Source organism: Enterococcus sp. DIV0682, assembly GCF_051712685.1.
GTDB lineage: Bacteria > Bacillota > Bacilli > Lactobacillales > Enterococcaceae > Enterococcus > Enterococcus faecalis.
In genome coordinates, this window is the sequence record NZ_JBIOPK010000001.1 from 864,090 (window position 1) to 885,963 (window position 21,874).

25 protein-coding genes and 4 pseudogenes are annotated in these 21,874 nt (G+C 35.8%); 21 read left to right on the plus strand and 8 right to left on the minus strand.

The window, feature by feature from the left end:
• The 9 genes and pseudogenes from IGK96_RS04170 (at position 1) to IGK96_RS04210 (ending at position 6,155) form a co-directional block, all read left to right on the plus strand.
• The gene (locus IGK96_RS04170) at positions 1 to 618 is read left to right on the plus strand and encodes a recombinase family protein (protein WP_001062587.1); all 618 of its coding nucleotides are present in this window, start codon (positions 1 to 3) and stop codon (positions 616 to 618) included.
• The gene (locus IGK96_RS04175; protein WP_013438841.1) at positions 618 to 2,762 is read left to right on the plus strand and encodes a type IA DNA topoisomerase; all 2,145 of its coding nucleotides are present in this window, start codon (positions 618 to 620) and stop codon (positions 2,760 to 2,762) included. Before IGK96_RS04170 ends, IGK96_RS04175 begins: the two co-directional genes overlap by 1 nt.
• A gap of 133 nt (positions 2,763 to 2,895) precedes the next feature.
• Positions 2,896 to 3,135 carry a peptide-binding protein gene (locus IGK96_RS04180; protein WP_000635249.1) on the plus strand — a complete coding sequence of 80 codons (240 nt, stop codon included), beginning with the start codon at positions 2,896 to 2,898 and terminating at the stop codon, positions 3,133 to 3,135.
• 48 nt (positions 3,136 to 3,183) lie between these two features.
• Positions 3,184 to 3,267, plus strand: coding sequence for a 23S rRNA methyltransferase attenuation leader peptide (locus IGK96_RS04185; protein ID WP_001814874.1), 84 nt, complete (start codon positions 3,184 to 3,186; stop codon positions 3,265 to 3,267).
• 124 nt (positions 3,268 to 3,391) lie between these two features.
• Positions 3,392 to 4,129: a 23S rRNA (adenine(2058)-N(6))-methyltransferase Erm(B) gene (erm(B), locus tag IGK96_RS04190; RefSeq protein ID WP_001038795.1), complete on the plus strand. Its 738-nt coding sequence runs from the start codon at positions 3,392 to 3,394 to the stop codon at positions 4,127 to 4,129.
• Positions 4,130 to 4,298: 169 nt separating this feature from the next.
• A pseudogene (locus IGK96_RS04195) lies at positions 4,299 to 4,559 on the plus strand (topoisomerase DNA-binding C4 zinc finger domain-containing protein); the annotation flags it as partial.
• Positions 4,560 to 4,661: 102 nt separating this feature from the next.
• Complete coding sequence (locus IGK96_RS04200; protein ID WP_104802047.1) at positions 4,662 to 5,558, plus strand: ParA family protein; 897 nt, start codon at positions 4,662 to 4,664, stop codon at positions 5,556 to 5,558.
• 91 nt (positions 5,559 to 5,649) lie between these two features.
• A complete protein-coding gene (locus IGK96_RS04205) occupies positions 5,650 to 5,865 on the plus strand; it encodes a peptide-binding protein (RefSeq protein WP_001835296.1) in 216 nt (71 codons plus the stop codon).
• Positions 5,866 to 5,882: 17 nt separating this feature from the next.
• Positions 5,883 to 6,155, plus strand: coding sequence for an antitoxin (locus IGK96_RS04210; protein WP_002326825.1), 273 nt, complete (start codon positions 5,883 to 5,885; stop codon positions 6,153 to 6,155).
• A 132-nt stretch (positions 6,156 to 6,287) separates the two neighbouring features.
• Here the strand turns inward: IGK96_RS04210 and IGK96_RS04215 are convergent, their stop codons facing one another.
• Both IGK96_RS04215 and IGK96_RS04220 read right to left on the minus strand, forming a co-directional pair.
• A complete protein-coding gene (locus IGK96_RS04215) occupies positions 6,288 to 6,968 on the minus strand; it encodes an IS6-like element ISEnfa1 family transposase (RefSeq protein WP_000191454.1) in 681 nt (226 codons plus the stop codon).
• A gap of 38 nt (positions 6,969 to 7,006) precedes the next feature.
• Positions 7,007 to 7,171 carry a helix-turn-helix domain-containing protein gene (locus IGK96_RS04220; RefSeq protein ID WP_001808810.1) on the minus strand — a complete coding sequence of 55 codons (165 nt, stop codon included), beginning with the start codon at positions 7,169 to 7,171 and terminating at the stop codon, positions 7,007 to 7,009.
• Between the two features lie 36 nt (positions 7,172 to 7,207).
• Here IGK96_RS04220 and IGK96_RS04225 point away from each other — a divergent pair, with 36 nt between their 5' ends.
• The 5 genes from IGK96_RS04225 to bcrD all read left to right on the plus strand — a co-directional run bounded on the left by IGK96_RS04225 (position 7,208) and on the right by bcrD (position 10,807).
• Positions 7,208 to 7,534 carry a DNA-binding protein gene (locus tag IGK96_RS04225; protein WP_002387760.1) on the plus strand — a complete coding sequence of 109 codons (327 nt, stop codon included), beginning with the start codon at positions 7,208 to 7,210 and terminating at the stop codon, positions 7,532 to 7,534.
• Entirely contained in the window at positions 7,524 to 8,138 is a 615-nt protein-coding gene (gene bcrR, locus IGK96_RS04230; RefSeq protein ID WP_000395511.1) for a bacitracin resistance transcriptional activator BcrR, read from the plus strand. The genes IGK96_RS04225 and bcrR overlap by 11 nt, the downstream gene beginning before the upstream one ends.
• A gap of 182 nt (positions 8,139 to 8,320) precedes the next feature.
• A complete protein-coding gene (gene bcrA, locus IGK96_RS04235) occupies positions 8,321 to 9,238 on the plus strand; it encodes a bacitracin ABC transporter ATP-binding protein BcrA (RefSeq protein WP_002346952.1) in 918 nt (305 codons plus the stop codon).
• Positions 9,231 to 9,980, plus strand: a complete 750-nt coding sequence (locus IGK96_RS04240; RefSeq protein WP_000933358.1) for an ABC transporter permease — start codon at positions 9,231 to 9,233, stop codon at positions 9,978 to 9,980. Before bcrA ends, IGK96_RS04240 begins: the two co-directional genes overlap by 8 nt.
• Complete coding sequence (gene bcrD / locus IGK96_RS04245) at positions 9,980 to 10,807, plus strand: bacitracin resistance undecaprenyl-diphosphatase BcrD (protein ID WP_086321365.1); 828 nt, start codon at positions 9,980 to 9,982, stop codon at positions 10,805 to 10,807. The genes IGK96_RS04240 and bcrD overlap by 1 nt, the downstream gene beginning before the upstream one ends.
• 207 nt (positions 10,808 to 11,014) lie before the next feature.
• On the opposite strand, the gene IGK96_RS04250 is transcribed toward bcrD, so the two are convergent.
• A complete protein-coding gene (locus IGK96_RS04250) occupies positions 11,015 to 11,695 on the minus strand; it encodes an IS6-like element ISEnfa1 family transposase (protein WP_000191454.1) in 681 nt (226 codons plus the stop codon).
• Between the two features lie 194 nt (positions 11,696 to 11,889).
• Here IGK96_RS04250 and IGK96_RS04255 point away from each other — a divergent pair.
• Positions 11,890 to 12,378, plus strand: a pseudogene (locus IGK96_RS04255) (DnaJ domain-containing protein).
• 84 nt (positions 12,379 to 12,462) lie between these two features.
• On the opposite strand, the gene IGK96_RS04260 reads toward IGK96_RS04255, so the two are convergent.
• A complete protein-coding gene (locus tag IGK96_RS04260) occupies positions 12,463 to 13,059 on the minus strand; it encodes a TetR/AcrR family transcriptional regulator (protein ID WP_002326773.1) in 597 nt (198 codons plus the stop codon).
• A 310-nt stretch (positions 13,060 to 13,369) separates the two neighbouring features.
• Here IGK96_RS04260 and narA point away from each other — a divergent pair, with 310 nt between their 5' ends.
• On the plus strand, positions 13,370 to 14,251 hold the full coding sequence (narA, locus tag IGK96_RS04265) for an ionophore ABC transporter ATP-binding subunit NarA (RefSeq protein ID WP_002326774.1): 882 nt from the start codon (positions 13,370 to 13,372) through the stop codon (positions 14,249 to 14,251).
• Positions 14,252 to 14,274: 23 nt separating this feature from the next.
• Entirely contained in the window at positions 14,275 to 15,888 is a 1,614-nt protein-coding gene (gene narB, locus IGK96_RS04270) for an ionophore ABC transporter permease subunit NarB (protein WP_002333004.1), read from the plus strand.
• Positions 15,889 to 15,959: 71 nt separating this feature from the next.
• Here the strand turns inward: narB and IGK96_RS04275 are convergent.
• The 4 genes and pseudogenes from IGK96_RS04275 to IGK96_RS04290 all read right to left on the minus strand — a co-directional run.
• Positions 15,960 to 16,520 (minus strand): annotated as a pseudogene (locus IGK96_RS04275) (IS30 family transposase); the annotation flags it as partial.
• A gap of 5 nt (positions 16,521 to 16,525) precedes the next feature.
• Positions 16,526 to 17,206, minus strand: coding sequence for an IS6-like element IS1216 family transposase (locus IGK96_RS04280; protein ID WP_001015311.1), 681 nt, complete (start codon positions 17,204 to 17,206; stop codon positions 16,526 to 16,528).
• A gap of 27 nt (positions 17,207 to 17,233) precedes the next feature.
• A complete protein-coding gene (locus IGK96_RS04285) occupies positions 17,234 to 17,602 on the minus strand; it encodes a sigma-70 family RNA polymerase sigma factor (RefSeq protein WP_113826336.1) in 369 nt (122 codons plus the stop codon).
• Between the two features lie 262 nt (positions 17,603 to 17,864).
• Positions 17,865 to 18,086 (minus strand): hypothetical protein, encoded by a 222-nt coding sequence (locus IGK96_RS04290; protein ID WP_225588169.1) that lies wholly within the window; start codon positions 18,084 to 18,086, stop codon positions 17,865 to 17,867.
• Positions 18,087 to 18,353: 267 nt separating this feature from the next.
• Here IGK96_RS04290 and arsD2 point away from each other — a divergent pair, with 267 nt between their 5' ends.
• The 4 genes and pseudogenes from arsD2 to IGK96_RS04310 all read left to right on the plus strand — a co-directional run.
• Entirely contained in the window at positions 18,354 to 18,665 is a 312-nt protein-coding gene (gene arsD2 / locus IGK96_RS04295; protein WP_003744430.1) for an arsenite efflux transporter metallochaperone ArsD-related protein, read from the plus strand.
• A gap of 19 nt (positions 18,666 to 18,684) precedes the next feature.
• Complete coding sequence (gene arsA / locus IGK96_RS04300; RefSeq protein WP_003744432.1) at positions 18,685 to 20,424, plus strand: arsenite efflux transporter ATPase subunit ArsA; 1,740 nt, start codon at positions 18,685 to 18,687, stop codon at positions 20,422 to 20,424.
• Positions 20,425 to 20,514: 90 nt separating this feature from the next.
• A complete protein-coding gene (locus IGK96_RS04305; RefSeq protein ID WP_002333381.1) occupies positions 20,515 to 20,808 on the plus strand; it encodes an ArsR/SmtB family transcription factor in 294 nt (97 codons plus the stop codon).
• Positions 20,809 to 21,858, plus strand: a pseudogene (locus tag IGK96_RS04310) (FAD-dependent oxidoreductase); the annotation flags it as partial.
• Positions 21,859 to 21,874: the final 16 nt, after the last annotated feature.

The window sequence follows — 21,874 nt, forward strand, 5'->3', positions numbered from 1 at the left end:
ATGGCTAAAATTGGTTATGCACGTGTCAGTAGCAAAGAACAGAACTTAGATCGGCAATTACAAGCGTTACAGGGCGTTTCTAAGGTCTTTTCAGACAAATTAAGCGGTCAATCGGTCGAACGCCCACAATTACAAGCTATGCTTAACTATATTCGTGAAGGGGATATTGTTATTGTTACTGAATTAGATCGATTAGGACGAAATAATAAAGAATTAACAGAATTGATGAATCAAATTCAAATTAAGGGGGCAACCCTGGAAGTCTTAAATTTACCCTCAATGAATGGTATTGAAGATGAAAATTTAAGGCGTTTGATTAATAGCCTTGTCATTGAATTGTACAAGTATCAAGCAGAATCAGAACGAAAAAAAATTAAGGAACGTCAGGCACAAGGAATCGAAATTGCTAAGAAAAAAGGCAAATTCAAAGGTCGTCAGCATAAATTTAAAGAAAATGATCCACGTTTAAAGCATGCTTTCGATTTGTTTTTGAATGGTTTATCCGATAAAGAAGTTGAAGAACAAACTGGAATCAATCGCCGAACGTTTAGAAGGTATCGAGCAAGATATAACGTGACAGTCGATCAAAGAAAAAACAATGAAAAGAGGGATAGTTAATGAGTACGGTTATTTTAGCTGAAAAACCAAGCCAGGCATTAGCCTACGCAAGTTCTTTAAAACAAAGCACCAAAAAAGACGGTTATTTTGAGATCAAAGACCCACTATTTACAGATGAAACGTTTATCACCTTTGGTTTTGGGCATTTAGTGGAATTAGCAGAACCAGGTCATTATGACGAAAAGTGGCAAAATTGGAAACTTGAATCTTTGCCGATTTTTCCTGATCGATACGATTTTGAAGTTGCAAAAGATAAGGGAAAGCAGTTTAAAATTGTTGCAGAACTTCTCAAAAAGGCAAATACAATTATTGTTGCAACAGATAGCGACAGAGAAGGTGAAAATATCGCCTGGTCGATTATCCATAAAGCAAATGCCTTTTCAAAAGATAAAACATTTAAAAGACTATGGATCAATAGCTTAGAAAAAGATGTAATCCGAAGCGGTTTTCAAAATTTGCAACCTGGAATGAATTACTATCCCTTTTATCAAGAAGCGCAAACACGCCAAATTGCCGATTGGTTGATCGGCATGAACGCAAGCCCTTTGTATACGTTAAATTTACAACAGAAGGGCGTACAAGGTACATTTTCACTAGGACGTGTTCAAACGCCCACCTTATACCTTATTTTTCAGCGCCAGGAAGCCATAGAGAATTTTAAAAAAGAACCTTTTTTCGAGGTGGAAGCTAGTATAAAAGTAAACCAAGGGTCGTTTAAGGGCGTTCTAAGCCCCACACAGCGTTTTAAAACCCAAGAGGAGCTTTTAGCTTTTGTTTCTTCTAAACAAGCTAAAATAGGCAATCAAGAGGGGATAATTGCTGATGTTCAAACCAAAGAGAAGAAAACGAATAGTCCGAGTTTGTTTTCTTTAAGTAGTTTGCAATCAAAAGTCAATCAGCTTTATAAAGCGACAGCGAGCCAAACTTTAAAAGCTATGCAAGGACTGTATGAAGCAAAATTATTGAGTTATCCAAGAACAGATACACCATTTATTACAGAGAACGAATTTGCTTATTTAAAAGCGAATTTTGGCAAATATAGCGGTTTTTTAGGACTTGATCTTGAAATGGTTCAAACAGAGCCTAGAAAGCGTTATGTGGACGGTAGTAAGGTACAGGAACACCACGCCATTATCCCAACAAAACAAGTACCTACCGAATCTGCATTAGCGAAAATGGACGATTTACAACGAAAAATTTATGCTTTAGTCGTTAAAACGACCGTTGCCATGTTTTTACCTGATTACTTGTATGAAGAAACCAAGATACAAACGAAAGTAGCTGATTTGCTGTTTCAATCGATCGGAAAGACACCAAAGCAAGAAGGGTGGAAAATTCTTTTCAAACAACAAACCAAAGAAGAAAAAGAGGACGTTCAAACGTTACCACTCGTTATCATTGGCGAACGTGCCGAAGTTGGTGTTAAGAGTGTTGAAAAAGAAACGCAACCGCCAAAAGCTTTTACAGAGGGTACATTATTAACTGCTATGAAAACGGCGAATAAAACGGTTGATGATGAAGAAGCAATCAAGATTTTACAAGAAGTTGAGGGGATTGGAACAGAAGCGACAAGAGCAAGTATTATTGAAGCGTTAAAACAAAAAGAATATATCCAAGTGATTAAGAATAAGCTTGTTGTAACTGAAAAAGGAAAATTATTGTGCCAGGCAGTTGAAAGTCAGCACCTTTTAACGAGTGCTGAAATGACGGCTAAATGGGAAACGTATTTAAAAAAAATCGGTAAAAGAGAAGGCAATCAAGAGAACTTTATTACGAATATCAAAAAATTCATTGTTCATTTACTGGAAGCTGTACCTAACGATATAGAAAAACTAAATTTTTCTGATTACCAGGAACAGAAAGAAAAAGAAGCAGAAAAAAGTATTGTAGGAAAATGTCCTAAGTGTGGCAACAATATTGTATTAAAAAAATCGTTTTATGGTTGTTCAAATTATCCTGAATGTAAGTTTACTTTAGCTGAACATTTTAGAAAGAAAAAACTAACCAAAACGAATGTAAAAGAATTACTGGAGGGAAAAGAAACCCTGGTAAAAGGAATCAAAAACAAAGAGAAAAAGCCCTACAATGCCGTTGTAAAAATTGGGGAAAAGGGATATATTGATTTTATATCTTTCTCAAAATAAACATAAAAGCCCTTTAAAGAGGGCTTTTATATATTAATCACAAATCACTTATCACAAATCACTTATCACAAATCACAAGTGATTTGTGATTGTTGATGATAAAATAAGAATAAGAAGAAATAGAAAGAAGTGAGTGATTGTGGGAAATTTAGGCGCACAAAAAGAAAAACGAAATGATACACCAATCAGTGCAAAAAAAGATATAATGGGAGATAAGACGGTTCGTGTTCGTGCTGACTTGCACCATATCATAAAAATCGAAACAGCAAAGAATGGCGGAAACGTAAAAGAAGTTATGGAAATAAGACTTAGAAGCAAACTTAAGAGTGTGTTGATAGTGCATTATCTTAAAATTTTGTATAATAGGAATTGAAGTTAAATTAGATGCTAAAAATTTGTAATTAAGAAGGAGGGATTCGTCATGTTGGTATTCCAAATGCGTAATGTAGATAAAACATCTACTGTTTTGAAACAGACTAAAAACAGTGATTACGCAGATAAATAAATACGTTAGATTAATTCCTACCAGTGACTAATCTTATGACTTTTTAAACAGATAACTAAAATTACAAACAAATCGTTTAACTTCTGTATTTGTTTATAGATGTAATCACTTCAGGAGAGATTACATGAACAAAAATATAAAATATTCTCAAAACTTTTTAACGAGTGAAAAAGTACTCAACCAAATAATAAAACAATTGAATTTAAAAGAAACCGATACCGTTTACGAAATTGGAACAGGTAAAGGGCATTTAACGACGAAACTGGCTAAAATAAGTAAACAGGTAACGTCTATTGAATTAGACAGTCATCTATTCAACTTATCGTCAGAAAAATTAAAACTGAATACTCGTGTCACTTTAATTCACCAAGATATTCTACAGTTTCAATTCCCTAACAAACAGAGGTATAAAATTGTTGGGAATATTCCTTACCATTTAAGCACACAAATTATTAAAAAAGTGGTTTTTGAAAGCCGTGCGTCTGACATCTATCTGATTGTTGAAGAAGGATTCTACAAGCGTACCTTGGATATTCACCGAACACTAGGGTTGCTCTTGCACACTCAAGTCTCGATTCAGCAATTGCTTAAGCTGCCAGCGGAATGCTTTCATCCTAAACCAAAAGTAAACAGTGTCTTAATAAAACTTACCCGCCATACCACAGATGTTCCAGATAAATATTGGAAGCTATATACGTACTTTGTTTCAAAATGGGTCAATCGAGAATATCGTCAACTGTTTACTAAAAATCAGTTTCATCAAGCAATGAAACACGCCAAAGTAAACAATTTAAGTACCATTACTTATGAGCAAGTATTGTCTATTTTTAATAGTTATCTATTATTTAACGGGAGGAAATAATTCTATGAGTCGCTTTTTTAAATTTGGAAAGTTACACGTTACTAAAGGGAATGGAGATAAATTATTAGATATACTACTGACAGCTTCCAAGAAGCTAAAGAGGTCCCTAGCGCCTACGGGGAATTTGTATCGATAAGGGGTACAAATTCCCACTAAGCGCTCGGGACCCCTTGTAGGAAAATGTCCTAAGTGTGGCAACAATATTGTATTAAAAAAATCGTTTTATGGTTGTTCAAATTATCCTGAATGTAAGTTTACTTTAGCTGAACATTTTAGAAAGAAAAAACTAACCAAAACGAATGTAAAAGAATTACTGGAGGGAAAAGAAACCCTGGTAAAAGGAATCAAAAACAAAGAGAAAAAGCCCTACAATGCCGTTGTAAAAATTGGGGAAAAGGGATATATTGATTTTATCTCTTTTTCAAAATAAACATAAAAGCCCTTTAAAGAGGGCTTTTATATATTAATCACAAATCACTTATCACAAATCACAAGTGATTAATCACAAATCACTTGTGATTTGTGATTCTTAATGATACAATATTACTATACAAAAAAAGAATGGGGCGTAGTTATGGAGAAGGAAAAACTAAAAATACTTGAAGAATTAAGACGTATTTTAAACAATAAAAATGAAGCAATTATTATCTTGAATAATTACTTTAAAGGTGGTGTTGGAAAGTCCAAATTATCGACTATGTTTGCTTACTTGACAGACAAATTGAATTTAAAAGTTTTAATGATCGATAAGGACTTACAGGCAACATTGACAAAAGACTTAGCAAAAACTTTTGAGGTAGAATTGCCACGTGTCAATTTTTATGAAGGCTTGAAAAATGGAAACTTGGCTTCTTCTATTGTTCATTTGACTGATAATTTAGACTTGATCCCTGGCACGTTTGATTTGATGTTACTGCCAAAATTAACTCGCTCATGGACTTTTGAAAATGAAAGTAGATTGCTTGCTACTCTTTTAGCACCTTTAAAAAGTGACTATGATCTCATTATTATTGATACTGTACCAACGCCAAGCGTTTATACAAATAATGCAATCGTGGCGAGTGATTACGTTATGATCCCTTTACAAGCAGAAGAAGAAAGTACAAACAACATTCAAAAATATATTTCCTATTTGATTGATTTACAAGAACAATTTAACCCTGGACTAGATATGATCGGTTTTGTTCCTTATTTAGTTGATACGGACAGCGCAACGATAAAATCAAACCTGGAAGAACTGTACAAGCAACATAAAGAAGATAACTTGGTTTTCCAAAATATTATCAAGCGAAGTAATAAAGTAAGTACCTGGTCTAAAAATGGAATTACAGAACACAAAGGCTATGACAAAAAAGTTTTATCCATGTATGAGAACGTATTTTTTGAAATGCTTGAGCGAATTATTCAATTAGAAAACGAAAAAGAATAGAATCACAAATCACAAGTGATTAATCACAAATCACTTGTGATTTGTGATTGTTGATGATAAAATAAGAATAAGAAGAAATAGAAAGAAGTGAGTGATTGTGGGAAATTTAGGCGCACAAAAAGCAAAACGAAATGATACACCAATCAGTGCAAAAAAAGATATAATGGGAGATAAGACGGTTCGTGTTCGTGCTGACTTACACCATATTATAAAAATTGAAACAGCAAAAAATGGCGGAAACGTAAAAGAAGTTATGGATCAAGCCTTAGAAGAATATATACGGAAATATTTACCTGATAAACTTTAAAAAGGAGTGAAAATGAAATGGCAGTTACGTATGAAAAAACATTTGAAATAGAGATCATTAACGAATTATCGGCAAGCGTTTATAATCGAGTATTAAACTATGTTTTGAACCATGAACTAGATACTAAAAATACTCGTTTACTAGAAGTGAATCTTTTAAATCAATTAGAAGTGGCACAAGAAGTTGATTTATTTCAACAACCATTTGAAGAATTACAAGCTATTCATGAGTATTGGCGGTCAATGAATCAATATTCAAAACAAATTTTGACAAAAGAGAAAGTGGCTTAACATGGCGAATATTACTGACTTCACCGAAAAGCAATTTGAAGATCGTTTAGAAAAGAATGTTGAACGACTAACTAAAAATGGTTCTGTTGCAAAGTCTCAAAAAGGTCATTAGTTTTTCAAGATGATTCTTATTTAAGCAGGGATTCCTAATAGTCCTTTGATTTCTGTACAGACGGAAAAGCCAAAAAGAGACCCTTCTTTTCGGCTTTTTTTATAAATTCCTCGAATCGCTTCCATGCCTTTAATCGTGGTTGAGGCTGTTCGCAAACTTTGGTAAAATTTGTTTCTTCGCTTAATTGGACGATGGTCTTGTTCAATCAGATTATTCAGATACTTGATTGTTCGATGTTCTGTTGTTATATACAGTCCATTTTTCTGAAGCTTTCTGAAGGCACTCTTAATAGAGGGTGCTTTATCCGTTACTAGAACCTTTGGTTCTCCAAACTGGTTCTTCAGTCGTTTTAGAAAAGCATACGCAGCCTGTGTGTCGCGCTTTTTCCGTAACCAGATATCTAAGGTTAAGCCATCTACATCGATAGCGCGATATAAATAATGCCACTTTCCTTTAATTTTGATATAAGTCTCGTCCATTTTCCATGAATAAAAGGACTGTTTGTTTTTCTTTTTCCAAATTTGATAAAGAATCTTTCCGTATTCTTGCACCCAACGGTAAATTGTGGTGTGACAAACGTGAATTCCTCGGTCATACAGAATTTCCTGCACTTCACGATAACTCAGGTTGTACCGAAGATAGTAGCCGACGGCTACGATAATCACGTCTTTTTGAAATTGTTTTCCTTTGAACTGAGTCATCTTCATTCCTCCAAGCTATCTTTTTCAATTATTTTACCTCAAAATGAGCTTATCGGAAACTTTGCAACAGAACCCATAATAGAGCGTGGCGTAAGGTCTACCAGTTGGGCAAGATATTCCTGTGTCCACCCTTTTGCTTCCCGAGCTTTTTTTATCGCTATACCTAACGGCTTAAAATCAAGTTTTCTTTCATCTTGGTACATTTTAATATCACCCTATATCATTGTACATTTCGGGTGATGATATTTGAACGAAGTATGATTTTATGTTTAGTAGTGTATAATTTCGTATTAGTGGAGAGAAAATTGCTATTATTCGTCATTCCGTATATAATAATTATATACTCTTTGCGAAAGGAAGTTGATATTATGGATTACATTTCTGTGAAAGCCGCTTCTGAAAAATGGGGCATATCGGAAAGACGGATACAAAAATTATGTGAGGAAAATCGCATTGACGGAACTGAAAAATTTGGTCGTGCATGGATGATACCAAAAGATGCAGAAAAACCCGTTGATGGACGTATGAAAACAAGGAACAAACAGGAGGAGAATCATGGAATTTAATGAAAAGCTACAACAGCTTAGGACTGGAAAGAACTTAACGCAGGAACAACTTGCGGAGCAATTATATGTATCAAGAACAGCCATTTCAAAATGGGAAAGCGGCAAGGGTTACCCTAACATTGAGTCGCTCAAGTGTATTTCTAAATTCTTTTCTGTGACCATAGATGAACTACTATCGGGCGAAGAACTGATTACACTTGCCGAAACTGAAAATCGTTCCAACTTGAAAAAGATTTACAACTATATTTATGGAATATTGGATATGATGGCAGTTGCGTTTATATTTCTTCCGTTATATGGAAACTCTGTTGGCGGTTATGTTTATGCGGTCAATCTACTATCATTTACAGCCACCACACCATTCAATCTTGCAGTCTACTGGAGTGCTTTTGCCGCCTTGATTGTAATAGGGATTGCTAAAATAATACTTACCCATTTAGATAAAGAAACATGGGGCGGCATTGCTACAAAATGCTCCCTTGGACTCACTGCTTTGGCTATCTGTTTCTTAGCAGCAGCAAGAGAACCATATATAACAGCACTTATGTTTCTGCTGTTTGTCGCAAAAATAGTTGTTTGGATTAAGCAGAACGGAACAAAGTAAAAACGATATAAATCCCTTGAAATAGGCTCTGACACGATAAGTGTCGGGGCTTTTTTTCATGTTGACATGATAGATGTAGGCGATGTGACGGTAGGTTTCTTGGCTTTTGATATAGCTCCTGTGATAATAAAATTGTGGTCAGTGAAAACAAGAACAGCAACCAACGGAAAGGAAAATCAAATATGGATTATATCATTGAAACAGAAAATCTTACGAAGCGATACGGAACAGCCACCGTTGTCGATAAGGTCAATCTTCATGTGCCAACGGGCAAAATTTATGGTTTGCTCGGCAGAAACGGAGCAGGCAAAACCACAGCAATGAAAATGATGTTGCAGCTTGCTCTCCCAACGGATGGAACGGTACGCTTGTTTGGCACAAACTATAAGGAAAATATCCATACCCTTTATAGCAAAGTAGGCTCTATTATCGAAACACCGGGATTTTACAGTAATTTAACAGGGTATGAGAATTTGCAAATTCTCGCTAAACTGCGAGGGGGAGTATCTAAAAGTGGAGTAGAAAAAGCTCTTGAAGTTGTGGGGCTGCATAAAGAGAAAAGAAAAGTCTTTTCCGATTATTCCCTCGGAATGAAGCAACGGCTTGGTATTGCCGCCGCCATTATGCACGAGCCGGAGCTTTTAATACTTGACGAACCGATTAACGGACTTGACCCCATTGGAATAGTTGAAATACGCTCATTTTTATCTGAACTTAGTCACAATCATGGCATTACCATTTTTATCTCAAGCCATGTTTTAAGCGAGATTGAACAGATAGCAGATATTATCGGCGTTATGCACGAGGGGCATTTAGTAGAGGAAGTGAATATATCCGAGCTTCACAAAAGGAATCGAAAATACATTCAATTTGATTTATCTGACAGTGAGATAGCTGGAAAGATTTTAGAAAGCCACTACCACATGACGGATTTTACAGTGCAGGACGGTACGGTGAGAATTTATGACTTTAGCCAAAGTGTTGGAGAAATCAATCGAGAATTTGCACGAAATGGACTGCTCGTGACAAGGATAGATGATAGTGAGGAAAACTTAGAGGACTACTTTTCTAAACTGATTGGAGGTGGCGGTATTGCTTAATCTTATTTCTTGTGAATTATTAAAACTAAAGCGTTCAAAAATGGTGCTAATTAGTGTGGCAGGGGTATTATCTACCCCACTTTTGATGTTAATAGAAGCCTTGCAAACACATTTTGATAAGCCGGAGATTATCTTTACCTTGTCTGACATATACAGCGACAGTGTACTGTATATCATGCTGCTGGTAAACATTATGATATATGTGGCAATTGCAGCTTACTTGTTTAGCAGAGAGTACACAGAAAGCACACTCAAAACCATATTGCCCATACCCATTTCAAGGACAAAACTATTAATTGGAAAATTTTGCACCCTGCTTCTTTGGATTGTTATGCTCACCCTTGTAACATGGGCAGGTATATTTATCGCTTGTGGGCTATATCACGCTGTCTTTACATTGGAGGGATATAGCTTACTAGTGGCAATAGTATGGCTCCCCAAGTTTTTGTTTGGCAGTATCCTGATGTTTTTAACAGTTTCTCCTTTTGTGTTTGTTGCTATGAAAACAAAAGGATTTGTCGCCCCGATGATTGGCTCTGCCGTGATTGTCATGGGAAGTGCCGCACTTTCAAATCAAGAATGGGGAGCGTTGTATCCGTGGACAGCCACCTATTTCTTGGTGCAGGGTAAACTTCAGAGTACCGGCTATCCTACACTGCTGTCTGTATCTATTATTATTCTTGTATCAGCAGTTGGTTTTCTTATGACCTTTCATCATTTTAAAAAGGAGGATTTGAAATAATGGTACTTGATTTTATAGAAATTTTAAAAGTTATTTTTCTTGGAATTGTTGAGGGTATTACTGAGTGGCTACCTATCAGCAGCACAGGACATATGATTCTTGCGGACAAATTTATCACACTTAATATGAGCGAAGCATTTAAAGAAATGTTTTTTGTTGTTATTCAACTTGGAGCTATACTCGCAGTGGTTGTAATGTTTTGGAACAAGATGTTTCCATTTCAGCTAAAGGATAAATCGCAGCCACTTGTTAAAAAGGATACTTTCTCGTTGTGGTTCAAGGTTGCAGTGGCTTGTATACCGTCAGGTATTATGGGGATTTTATTTGATGATTATTTGGATGCTTACCTCCAAACCCCCATTGTGATTTCAATCATGTTAATCTTTTATGGTTTGTTATTCATTCTCATAGAAAATTGGAATAAAAAGCGTACTCCTACTACTATGGCACTTTCTGACATCAGCTATAAAACAGCAATCTTGATAGGGGCATTTCAAGTGTTATCACTTATACCCGGCACATCACGGTCGGGAGCAACGATTATAGGTGCTTTACTCATAGGAGTTTCACGAGTGGCAGCAGCAGAGTTTACTTTTTTCCTCGCAGTACCTACTATGCTTGGAGCAAGTGCTTTTAAGCTGTTAAAATTCGGGTTTGATTTTACAAGTGCAGAACTGCTCGCTCTTGTTCTCGGTATGGCTGTGGCATTTGCGGTATCTGTCTTAGTAATTAAATTCCTAATGAACTTTATCAAAAAACATGATTTTAAGGTGTTTGGTTGGTATCGAATTGTGCTTGGTATCTTGGTATACTTGTTGTACTTATAACAGTAATGTGATAGAAAAACAATTCCATAAGCAATAATCTGCCGCACGACGGCAAAAGAAAAAAGCCGTCGTACAGCAGACATATTTTCACGCCTATGAAACGGTGGCTTTGATTTTCAGAGCCGCCGTTTCTTTGCGTTTACACAAACCAATGGGTTCTGTTGCAAAGTCTCAAAAAGGTCATTAGTTTTTCAAGATGATTCTTATTTAAGCAGGGATTCCTAATAGTCCTTTGATTTCTGTACAGACGGAAAAGCCAAAAAGAGACCCTTCTTTTCGGCTTTTTTTATAAATTCCTCGAATCGCTTCCATGCCTTTAATCGTGGTTGAGGCTGTTCGCAAACTTTGGTAAAATTTGTTTCTTCGCTTAATTGGACGATGGTCTTGTTCAATCAGATTATTCAGATACTTGATTGTTCGATGTTCTGTTGTTATATACAGTCCATTTTTCTGAAGCTTTCTGAAGGCACTCTTAATAGAGGGTGCTTTATCCGTTACTAGAACCTTTGGTTCTCCAAACTGGTTCTTCAGTCGTTTTAGAAAAGCATACGCAGCCTGTGTGTCGCGCTTTTTCCGTAACCAGATATCTAAGGTTAAGCCATCTACATCGATAGCGCGATATAAATAATGCCACTTTCCTTTAATTTTGATATAAGTCTCGTCCATTTTCCATGAATAAAAGGACTGTTTGTTTTTCTTTTTCCAAATTTGATAAAGAATCTTTCCGTATTCTTGCACCCAACGGTAAATTGTGGTGTGACAAACGTGAATTCCTCGGTCATACAGAATTTCCTGCACTTCACGATAACTCAGGTTGTACCGAAGATAGTAGCCGACGGCTACGATAATCACGTCTTTTTGAAATTGTTTTCCTTTGAACTGAGTCATCTTCATTCCTCCAAGCTATCTTTTTCAATTATTTTACCTCAAAATGAGCTTATCGGAAACTTTGCAACAGAACCAGGAAAAGAGTAGTTACCAAAAAACGGTAACTACTCTTTTTTTATAAAAACATTTCCTCAAACGCCTAACAAAAATGGTTGTCAAAAAGCCAAAAATCAAAAAGAAAAGGAATGATAAAAATGAAATACATTAAAAACGTTGAAACATTGGAAGAATTGAAAAAAGCCTACAAAAAGTTAGCTTTGAAGTTACACCCCGATTGTGGAGGGAATGAAGAAGAAATGAAAACTTTGAACAATGAATATGACGAACTGTTTAGCAAACTTAAAAACACTCATAAGAATAAAGACGGTGAAACTTACACCAAAGAAACAACAGAAACACCCGAACAGTTTAAGGATATTATTAATAAATTGTTCAATCTAAAAATGGACGGCGTAGCAATCGAAGTAGTAGGAACATTTATATGACTAACAGGTAATACAAAACCATATAAAGAAGATATAAAAGCCCTAGAATTCCGATATTCACCTAAAAAATATGCTTGGTATAAAGCCCCTAAAGATTACAAAAAAAGAAGCCGACTACGATCAATCTGTGAGAAGCGGCTGTCTCTGAGACAATTGCATCACATTTTAGTTGTGAATATGTATCTCAAATACACCTAGCAGATGAATCGATTCTGATTTGTATGCATACATTTTATTTTTTTGTGGATTCGGCGAGTATTTCTTCTTTTGTTGTTCGTAAAACTATTGTCTCGGAGCGATTCCTTTTACCAACAGCTCAGTCCATTCCGCTGTATAAGGCAGGATTTTCTCATAAATCTGCGGATTAGAGATGCCTTCGATCATGGCTTGAAAATACAACATCAAAAATTCATCTGAATATTTTAAATCGACTTTTCCTTCTTTACGCCCGCGATGGAATAAATCCAACATAATGCCAAAACTTTGCTTTGTATAAGCTTCCATCATTCGGGTAAAGCCGCTGTCTTCTTTTTTAGTGTAATAGCTCATTAAATCTAGGTAAAATTGTTTATTGATTTTTTCGAGGTAATCGATTTTATTTTGACTCATGGCGATCAAAGTTTCTTCAAATGATGCATTTTTCTCCATGATTTTTTTAGCTTTTTCCCCCATTTCATCCATTGACCGGATAAAGACTTCATGAATGAGCTTTTCTTTGCTGCCAAAATATTTAAAAATAGAAGTTTTTCCTACATTGGCCTTTTTGGCTACGGCATCGATCGTTAAATTCTCGATTCCCGTATCTGTATTCATCAGATCAAAAGCAGCTCGTAAAACTTTTTTCTTTTTTTCTTCTGTTCTTCGTTCAAAACCATCCATTAAAAATACCTACTTTCTATAAAAAAGAACTTTTTGTTTATCATAGTTCAAAAATAGCTTCGTATATATTATATAGGAAATAATACGAACTAACAATGGAATCATAGGTTTAAATTTAAAATTATTTTTATTGACTGTTAAAATAAAAAAGAGTATTATTGGAGCTGTAAAAGAACTTTGGTTTGAAACAAAGTATAAAGGGGTATTTTATGAACGATACGTATTGTATTGGTTCATAAAAAAGGTGCGTTTTGTTCAGACTGGAAAGCTCGTTATAAAATCATGTCAAAAGAAAAGGGAGTTATGTACCATGACAGAAATTGTAAAAGTACAAGGCTTGCAAAAAAAATTTGGTAAATTCCAGGCGTTGAAAGATGTCTCATTCACAGTAAACGCCGGTGAAGTTGTTGGTTTTATCGGACCAAATGGAGCAGGAAAGTCAACGACGATTCGTACACTGCTAGGAATCATCAACCGAGACGAAGGAGATGTCCAAATATTCGGAAAAGATGTTTGGAAAGATAGTCTAGAAATCCATAAACGAATTTCGTATGTTCCTGGGGATGTTGCTCTTTGGGGCAGCCTGACTGGTGGAGAGATCATTGATCTATTTATCAAACTTCATGGCGGCGGGAGCAAAGCAAAGCGTGATTATTTAATCAAACGATTTGAACTTGATCCAAAGAAAAAAGCCAAAGGTTACTCTAAAGGAAATCGTCAAAAAGTCGGTTTGATTGCTGCACTTTCAGTTGAATCTGATCTGTATATTTTAGATGAACCGACTTCAGGACTAGATCCATTGATGGAAGCAGTATTCCAAGAAGAAGTAGAAAAAATCAAAAATGATGGCAAAGCGATTCTATTATCTTCACATATTTTAAGTGAAGTTGAACGATTAGCAGATAAAGTAGCAATCATTCGACGTGGAGAAGTAGTTGAAACAGGTACATTAGATGAATTGCGTCATTTGACTCGCTCAACAGTTACATTGGTGACAAAAGGCGATATTGAGAAACTTGCGACGCTCTCTGGCGTGCATGATTTTGTTCAAAAAGACGGCAAAGCAACTTTTTCTGCTGACAATGAAGCGATGAATACGATTCTGACCGAGGCAACCAAATTAGGTGTGATAAAAATCGAATCTGTACCGCCAACGCTCGAAGATTTATTCATGCGTCACTACGAAGGCTGATTGTCGGAACGGAGGAAAAGAAAATGAATGAAAAATTTGCGCGTTGGAACGTATTGTTCATTCAATACGTGAAACGCGATTGGAAAAAAATAATTGTTTGGGTTTTAGGTTTGGGTTTGTTCTCAGGAGCATATGTACCAGCATTTGAAGAGATTGCTAAAGGACAAGGTCTTTTAGGGATGTTTGAAACGATGCAAAATCCAGCGATGATCTCGATGGTTGGACCTACACCAATCAAAATAGGTACGGATTATACTTTAGGAGCGATGTATGCTCAAGAGATGTTGCTGTTTTGCGGATTGTTCGCAATGATTATCTCAGCACTTCATGTGGTGAGCCACACGCGAAAAGAAGAAGAATTAGGTTTGACTGAATTGGTTCGCTCATTTCGAGTAGGACGACAAGCCAATTCATTAGCTGTTATCAGTGAGATGCTGTTGATCAATCTTTTATTAGGTCTTTTAATCGGCGGACTCATGATGAGTTTTGGTGTAAAAACGATTGATGCCGAAGGAGCTTTCTTGTTCGGAGGATCAATTGCATTGGCGGGAATTATCGGTGGTGTATTGGCACTTGTGATGTCGCAGATTATGGCGACTTCTACTGGAGCAACCGGCTCGACATTAAGTCTTATAGGACTTTTGTATATCGTGCGCGCTGGAACAGATGTGTCTAATCTTGATCTATCAATGTTCAATCCAATGGGATGGATTTACTTGACCTATCCTTTCACAAAAAATAACTGGCTACCATTATTATTTGCTTTGATTTTTAGTCTTGTTTTTACCGTACTTGCGTTTGTGTTGGAAGAACATCGCGACATGGGCGCAGGTTATCTTCCTGAACGAGAAGGACGTGCGACGGCGAAGAAATCACTACTTTCTGTACCTGGTTTGTTTTTCAAGATTAATAAAGGAGTAATGATTGGTTGGCTGATCGCATTTGTGGTTATGGGAGCTGCGTATGGCTCCATTTATGGAGACATGCAAGTCTTTCTTGGCGGAAATGAACTGATGAAACAAATGTTCACTCAATCTGGCGTTTCCATTGAAGAATCCTTTACGGCAACGATCATGATGGTAATGATTGGATTAGTCACAATCTTGCCAATCGCGGTGGTCAATAAATTATTTGCAGAAGAAACAAGACTGCATCTGAGTCAACTGTATGTAACGAAGATTACGCGAGGCCAATTATATTGGACAACGATATTTTTAGCTATTTTTGCTGGAGTCGTAGGCATTGGCTTAGCATCAGCGGGATTAGGTGGAACGGCGATTTCTGCGATGAAAAATGAATCGACTATGGATCTGACCGATTTCTTAGCTGCTGGATACAATTTTCTCCCTTCCATCTTATTTTATATTGGTTTGGCTGCTTTAGCGTTAGGCTGGTTGCCAAAATTTGGAAAAGTAATCTATGCTTATCTAGGCTATTCCTTTGCTTTGAATTATTTCGGCGGAATCTTAGATTTGCCGGATTGGTTCTCAAAAACGGCGATTCAAAGTTGGATTCCACGCTTACCGATGGAAGAATTTGATGGAACGATTTTTGCAGTAATTACTGTTATCAGTATCGTCTTCTTATTTGTCGGCTATTTAGGATACAAACGCCGTGATATGGTAGAAGGCGCTTAAAAATTGAATTTCTAAAAAACCGTTCAGATTTACGAAAGTCGATTTGAGCGGTTTTTTTATGGCTTCAATTGTCAAATTAAGTGCAACGATTCATTAAAAAATACTTCATAAGGGGTTTTCCAATTTAGACATTTCCGTGGTCGCGTGTTTAATTTATTCGCCCATTCTTGAATTTGACTATTGAAAATACCTGAAATATCTTCACCTTTGGGTGAATATTCTCGTAATAAACCATTAGTATTTTCGTTTGTACAACGTTGCCATGGGGCATGTGGATCTGGAAAATACACTTTAGTGCCATTTAATTCTAGCGTTATTCGACTATGTTGGGAGAATTCTTTTCCTCTATCGGGTGTAACGGTTTTACATTTATCTTCTCCTACATTTCTTATTAGATTGATCATACAATCAACCACATTTTTAGAGATTTTCTTTTCAACCTTACCAAGTAGGGAGAAACGAGATCTACGATCGACTAGAGTTACAATACGAGCCCTACCTGTTTTACCGGCTACAGTATCAGCTTCCCAATGACCAATCTCAAGGCGCTCATTGGCAGCAGATGGCCTTTCATGGATCGTATGGTTCTGTTGCAAAGTTTTAAATAAAGAATAAAATCCCTTACGGTATCTATGATTTAAGCTGGGATTCCCAATAATACCTTGATTTCAGTACAGACCGAAAACCCGAAGAGAGTGCCTTCTTTTCGGGTTTTCTTATATAATCCTCGGATGGCTTCCATACCTTTAATCGTGGTAGAGGCAGTGCGTAAACTTCGATAGAATTTATTGCGTCTCTTTACTGGACGATGGTCTTGTTCAATCAAATTATTCAGGTATTTAATGGTACGATGTTCTGTCCCTTGATAAAAGCCGTATTCTTTTAGTTTCTTAAAGGCACTTGTAATAGAGGGGGCTTTATCTGTGACTACAACCTTCGGTTCATCAAACTGCTTCACTAACCGCTTAAGAAAAGCATAGGCTGCTTGTGTGTCCCGTTTTTTACGTAACCAAATATCCAAGGTTAAACCATCTGCATCGATGGCTCGATACAAATAATGCCATTTTCCTTTAATTTTGATGTACGTTTCATCCATTTTCCATGAATAAAAGGATTTTTTATTTTTCTTTTTCCAAATTTGATAGAGTAGTTTGCCATATTCTTGCACCCAACGATAAATCGTCGTATGAGAAACGTTAATGCCACGATCATATAAGATTTCTTGAACTTCACGATAGCTAAGGTTATAACGAAGATAGTAGCCCACGGCTACAATAATCACATCCTGCTGAAATTGCTTTCCTTTAAAATGATTCATCGTCATTCCTCCTGCTATCTTTTTCTATTATTCTACCTTATTTGATAGTAGATTTAAAACTTTGCAACAGAACCGGGCAATTTCACTATCTGTTTTACATTGAATATATTTTTCATAAAGTAGTTTTTTTTCTTTGAAGTTTAGTTGTTCAATAGCCCTAGATAGCGCTTCGTTCTCAGCGAAATTTTCTAGATTCATAATTTCAGATTCTGAGATAAAATCAAGAGATAAATAAGATTCGGATATACTGCTTCTCATAATATCTTCTAATGAATCAGTTGGAAAGTAGGTATGAGAATATTTTTGTTTCTTTTTTAGGCAAGCACTGGCAGAATTTTTAATAGATTGCTGTACATAACTAACAAATAAATAGTTAACTTCAACTTCTGATTTCATGATTGAATCATCCTTTACTAATTATTTAATTTATACTGCCAGTAACCTCGAGTCACTTTCTCGACGTTTATAGAAGAATCTGAATTCATTCTTGGTAAAATATTGTTCGTCAAATTTGAGTAGTTGATAGATAGTTGAAAATCATTAATCAATTTTTCATATATTTGTTTATTACTTAGTGGCACACCATGACTTTTAAGAAGATGAGAAATTTGTAATGCTATTTTTGAGTAAGGAAGGTAGGATTTTCCTTCTTTTTTTGCTAATTTGCTAATAAGTACTTAGCGTTCTCAATATCTTCTTTTTTAATATGATTTTGTCTCATTGTCGAATATTCATTATTTTCGTGAACATTCGTGTTAGTTTGACTAAGCTCATTTAATCGCTCTTTTAAGTCAAAATATTGTTCAGTTAGTTGTCGTCTTTCAGTCATAATTGCTTGCATAAGATGGTAAATGACTTTTTTTTCTTCTGAAATATTCATGTTTTCTCCTTTCAAATTAGGTATTCAACAATAAATTGAAATACCTAATGGAAAAAGCAACAAATATTATATATTGACAACACATAGATTCTCATCTATATTATACATAGATGTCCGTCTATATGAAAGGGTGAGGCGTATTGAAATGAAAAGACTTAGTTGATATCAAAAAAGTATAAAAATAAACAGTAGTCTTAAGGGAGACAATCTCCTTATTTTTTTGAGCATCACATAGATGTGCATCTATGTGGTTGAGGAAGGGATAAAATGAAATCATTAGTTTTATTTGAGTCAGAGATGTGTTGTGGTATCAAGATGACAGGAGCAGAAGTAAATAAAAATCTACTATATTTGAGCCCAACATTACAGAAAATTCAACGAGAAACAAATTACGAAGTGGAGCGTCATAGCTTAACAATTGAACCAAATGTATTTTTGGAAAATGAGGAAGTCAAATCATTAATAGATAAAAATGGCATTAGTGTCTTACCGATAACCATTGTGGATGGAGAGGTAAAAAAGTTTGGTGCCTATCCCTCATTAAAAGAATTTGAAAATTTTACAGGTGTAAATGAATAAAAATTTAGGAGGAAATATCATGGAAATGTATCAACCAGAGGCAATTCATTTAACGAAATATCTATTTTTCACAGGTAAAGGAGGCGTTGGGAAAACTTCTACAGCTAGTGCTACAGCAACTTATCTAGCTGACAAAGGGAAACAAGTCATGTTGGTTAGTACCGACCCAGCAAGCAATTTGCAGGATGTCTTTGAATTAGAACTCTCAAATAAAGGGACTAAAATTCCTAATGTAGAAGGTTTAGTTGTCGCCAACTTTGACCCTGTGGAGGCGGCTAATGACTATAAAGAAAGTATTGTAGGACCTTATCGTGGTAAATTGCCAGATTCAGTTTTGGAAAATATGGAAGAACAATTGTCAGGCTCTTGTACTGTAGAGATAGCCTCATTTAATGAATTTGCCAATTTTTTAACGGATAAAGAAGCCTCTACAAAATTTGATCATATTATTTTTGATACTGCCCCAACAGGTCATACTCTGAGAATGCTTCAATTACCTTCTGCTTGGAATAATTATTTAGATGAGAATGAGACCGCAACTGCTCCTTTAGGACAATTATCAGGTGCTGTAGACAAAAAAGAAATGTATGATCTAGCTGTTAAAACCTTAATTGACGGTCAGAAAACGACGTTGATGTTGGTAACGAGACCGCAAAAAACGTCTTTATTAGAAGCAGATAGAGCGTCAAAAGAATTGGAAGAAATGGGGATTAAAAATCAAGCATTAATTATTAATGGGGTACTGGAAGAAGCAACAGATAAAGTCTCTGAGGAATTTTATGCTATTCAACAGGAAGCATTAAAACAGATGCCAGCAAGTTTAGCTAAGTATCCAGAATATTTTGTACCATTACGTCCATATAATTTAACTGGAATTGAAAATATTAGAAAATTATTGAATGAACATCAAGAAGAACTATTGACGGGATCAATTAAACCAAAAGAATTTCCCCACTTACAAGCCATTGTGGATAATTTATATAAAACGGATAAAAAAGTTATTTTTACAATGGGTAAAGGTGGCGTAGGGAAGACGACGATAGCCGCAGCAATTGCAATGGCATTAGCGGATAAAGGGAAAAAAGTTCATTTAGCAACGACTGATCCAGCAGCACATCTTCAATTTGTTATTTCAGAAACTGACAAAATTAGCGTGAGTCATATTGATGAAGAAAAAGAACTAGCAGATTATCAGTCTGAGATATTAACAAAAGCTCGTGAAACAATGTCAGAAGAAGATGTGGCATATGTTGAAGAAGACTTACGTTCCCCTTGCACACAAGAGATTGCTGTTTTTAGAAAGTTTGCGGAAATAGTTGAAGGAGCAGATAGTGATGTTGTTGTGATTGATACCGCACCAACAGGTCATACACTATTGCTATTAGATTCAACACAAAGCTACCACAAAGAGATTGAACGTTCTTCTGGAGATATACCCGAGTCTGTTCAAAAGCTACTGCCTAAGTTACAAAATGGGGATGAAACAGAAGTAGTAATGGTCACATTACCCGAAGCAACACCTGTTTATGAATCAATTCGATTAAAAGATGACTTGGAGAGAGCGGGAATCGCTCGTACTTGGTGGGTAGTGAACAATAGCATGCTTTCTAGCGGAACAACGAACCCAATGCTTTTAGCAAGAGCACAAAATGAAGAAGTTTGGATTGATAAGGTAGCAGAGCTGTCTAACAATCATTACGCAGTGATTGAATGGAAAGCTGAGGATATTTCAGGAGATGCTTTAAGAGATATTTTATAATTTACGAGATAACTCATATTTTACTCATTGACAAAACATAGATAAAGTTCTATATTAAATATAGATGAACATCTATATGGAGGTGAGAATATGGATTATTTAGGATTATCAAAAATTATGAAGGCAATTGCAGAGCCTAATAGACTTCAAATATTAGATATGATTTCAACTGGTGAAAAGTGTGCATGTGATATTTTGGATAATTTTGATTTTACTCAGCCGACACTATCACATCATATGAAGGTTTTAATTGAGGCGGGAGTAGTAACCGCACGTAAGGAAGGCAAATGGCAATATTATTCTCTGGTAACAGAGAACATTGAAGAATTTCAAGAATTAATACATCAGATATTGAATATAAAACAAAAAGAAGGAGTTATGTAAAAGCTCCAACTGAATACAACAATCACAAAAGTAATAGAGAAGGATGGCTATATTACTGAATTAGCAACCAATCAAGAGCAAACAATCAAATCGGATTTAGTCATTCTTGCAGCTGGTGTTACTCCGAATACTTCACTTATTCAATCGACAACTATTCAATTGGGAAAATCTGGTGCGATTAAAGTGAATAAGAAAATGCAGACAACGGTACCACATATTTATGCGGTAGGAGATGTTGCTGAGAGCTATTCTGTCATTACAGATAAACCAATATATCGTCCACTTGGATCAACTGCTAATAAGATGGGTAGAATTGCTGGTGATATCATCACAGGAGGAACACTGGAACATCGTGGTATTTTAGGAACTGGTATTGTTCGAGTTTTTGATTTAGCGGTTGCATATACTGGTTTAACAGAAAAAGAAGCTAAATTAGAAGGATTAGAGACAGCTATTCTTTATAATATTAAGCCAGATCATGCGGACTACTTAGGTGGAAAAGAGCTGACAATCAAAGCTTTAGCAGATAAAAGTAGCGGGAGAATTCTTGGAGCTCAGATTATTGGAGAGCAAGGTGTAGATAAACGAATTGACGTAATTGCCACTGCAATTTCATTTGGTGCAGTAGCAGAAGATTTGTTCCATTTAGACCTTGCTTATGCACCACCATTTGCGACAACGAAAGACCCCGTTCTTTATACTGGAATGGCGTTAGATAATGCAATAAGCAATGGAACACCTTTAATGACCCCAACTGAATTGATTGAGCGACAAGCAAGTGGAGAACAACTGCAAATTATTGATACTCGTTCCAAAAAACAATATGAAATTTCTTGTGTTAAAGGGGCTATCCATATTCCATTAGCAGAAATACGTGATAGAGTGGCGGAGCTAGATAAAAATGTAACAACAATCACGTATTGTAATAAGGGCGTAACTGGAAATGCTGCTCAAAATATCCTGTTAAACGAAGGATTTAAAGAAGTCTATAATTTATCTGGAGGAAATAAAAATTACCAGATAATTGCCCAAATGCTCGCCTCTAACTGATTTAATGATGAAGGGA

Excerpts from the sequence above, each read along its gene's own strand:
- arsD2 (WP_003744430.1), top strand. The coding sequence starts at position 18,354 with ATGAAATCATTAGTTTTATTTGAGTCAGAGATGTGTTGTGGTATCAAG.
- IGK96_RS04210 (WP_002326825.1), top strand. The coding sequence starts at position 5,883 with ATGGCAGTTACGTATGAAAAAACATTTGAAATAGAGATCATTAACGAA.
- bcrR (WP_000395511.1), top strand. The coding sequence starts at position 7,524 with ATGGAATTTAATGAAAAGCTACAACAGCTTAGGACTGGAAAGAACTTA.
- arsA (WP_003744432.1), top strand. The coding sequence starts at position 18,685 with ATGGAAATGTATCAACCAGAGGCAATTCATTTAACGAAATATCTATTT.
- IGK96_RS04250 (WP_000191454.1), bottom strand. The coding sequence starts at position 11,695 with ATGACTCAGTTCAAAGGAAAACAATTTCAAAAAGACGTGATTATCGTA.
- IGK96_RS04305 (WP_002333381.1), top strand. The coding sequence starts at position 20,515 with ATGGATTATTTAGGATTATCAAAAATTATGAAGGCAATTGCAGAGCCT.
- IGK96_RS04260 (WP_002326773.1), bottom strand. The coding sequence starts at position 13,059 with ATGGATGGTTTTGAACGAAGAACAGAAGAAAAAAAGAAAAAAGTTTTA.
- IGK96_RS04220 (WP_001808810.1), bottom strand. The coding sequence starts at position 7,171 with ATGTACCAAGATGAAAGAAAACTTGATTTTAAGCCGTTAGGTATAGCG.
- IGK96_RS04285 (WP_113826336.1), bottom strand. The coding sequence starts at position 17,602 with ATGAAATCAGAAGTTGAAGTTAACTATTTATTTGTTAGTTATGTACAG.
- IGK96_RS04175 (WP_013438841.1), top strand. The coding sequence starts at position 618 with ATGAGTACGGTTATTTTAGCTGAAAAACCAAGCCAGGCATTAGCCTAC.
- IGK96_RS04215 (WP_000191454.1), bottom strand. The coding sequence starts at position 6,968 with ATGACTCAGTTCAAAGGAAAACAATTTCAAAAAGACGTGATTATCGTA.
- IGK96_RS04185 (WP_001814874.1), top strand. The coding sequence starts at position 3,184 with ATGTTGGTATTCCAAATGCGTAATGTAGATAAAACATCTACTGTTTTG.
- narB (WP_002333004.1), top strand. The coding sequence starts at position 14,275 with ATGAATGAAAAATTTGCGCGTTGGAACGTATTGTTCATTCAATACGTG.
- narA (WP_002326774.1), top strand. The coding sequence starts at position 13,370 with ATGACAGAAATTGTAAAAGTACAAGGCTTGCAAAAAAAATTTGGTAAA.
- IGK96_RS04170 (WP_001062587.1), top strand. The coding sequence starts at position 1 with ATGGCTAAAATTGGTTATGCACGTGTCAGTAGCAAAGAACAGAACTTA.
- IGK96_RS04225 (WP_002387760.1), top strand. The coding sequence starts at position 7,208 with ATGATATTTGAACGAAGTATGATTTTATGTTTAGTAGTGTATAATTTC.
- IGK96_RS04200 (WP_104802047.1), top strand. The coding sequence starts at position 4,662 with ATGATACAATATTACTATACAAAAAAAGAATGGGGCGTAGTTATGGAG.
- bcrA (WP_002346952.1), top strand. The coding sequence starts at position 8,321 with ATGGATTATATCATTGAAACAGAAAATCTTACGAAGCGATACGGAACA.
- IGK96_RS04280 (WP_001015311.1), bottom strand. The coding sequence starts at position 17,206 with ATGAATCATTTTAAAGGAAAGCAATTTCAGCAGGATGTGATTATTGTA.
- IGK96_RS04290 (WP_225588169.1), bottom strand. The coding sequence starts at position 18,086 with ATGAATATTTCAGAAGAAAAAAAAGTCATTTACCATCTTATGCAAGCA.
- bcrD (WP_086321365.1), top strand. The coding sequence starts at position 9,980 with ATGGTACTTGATTTTATAGAAATTTTAAAAGTTATTTTTCTTGGAATT.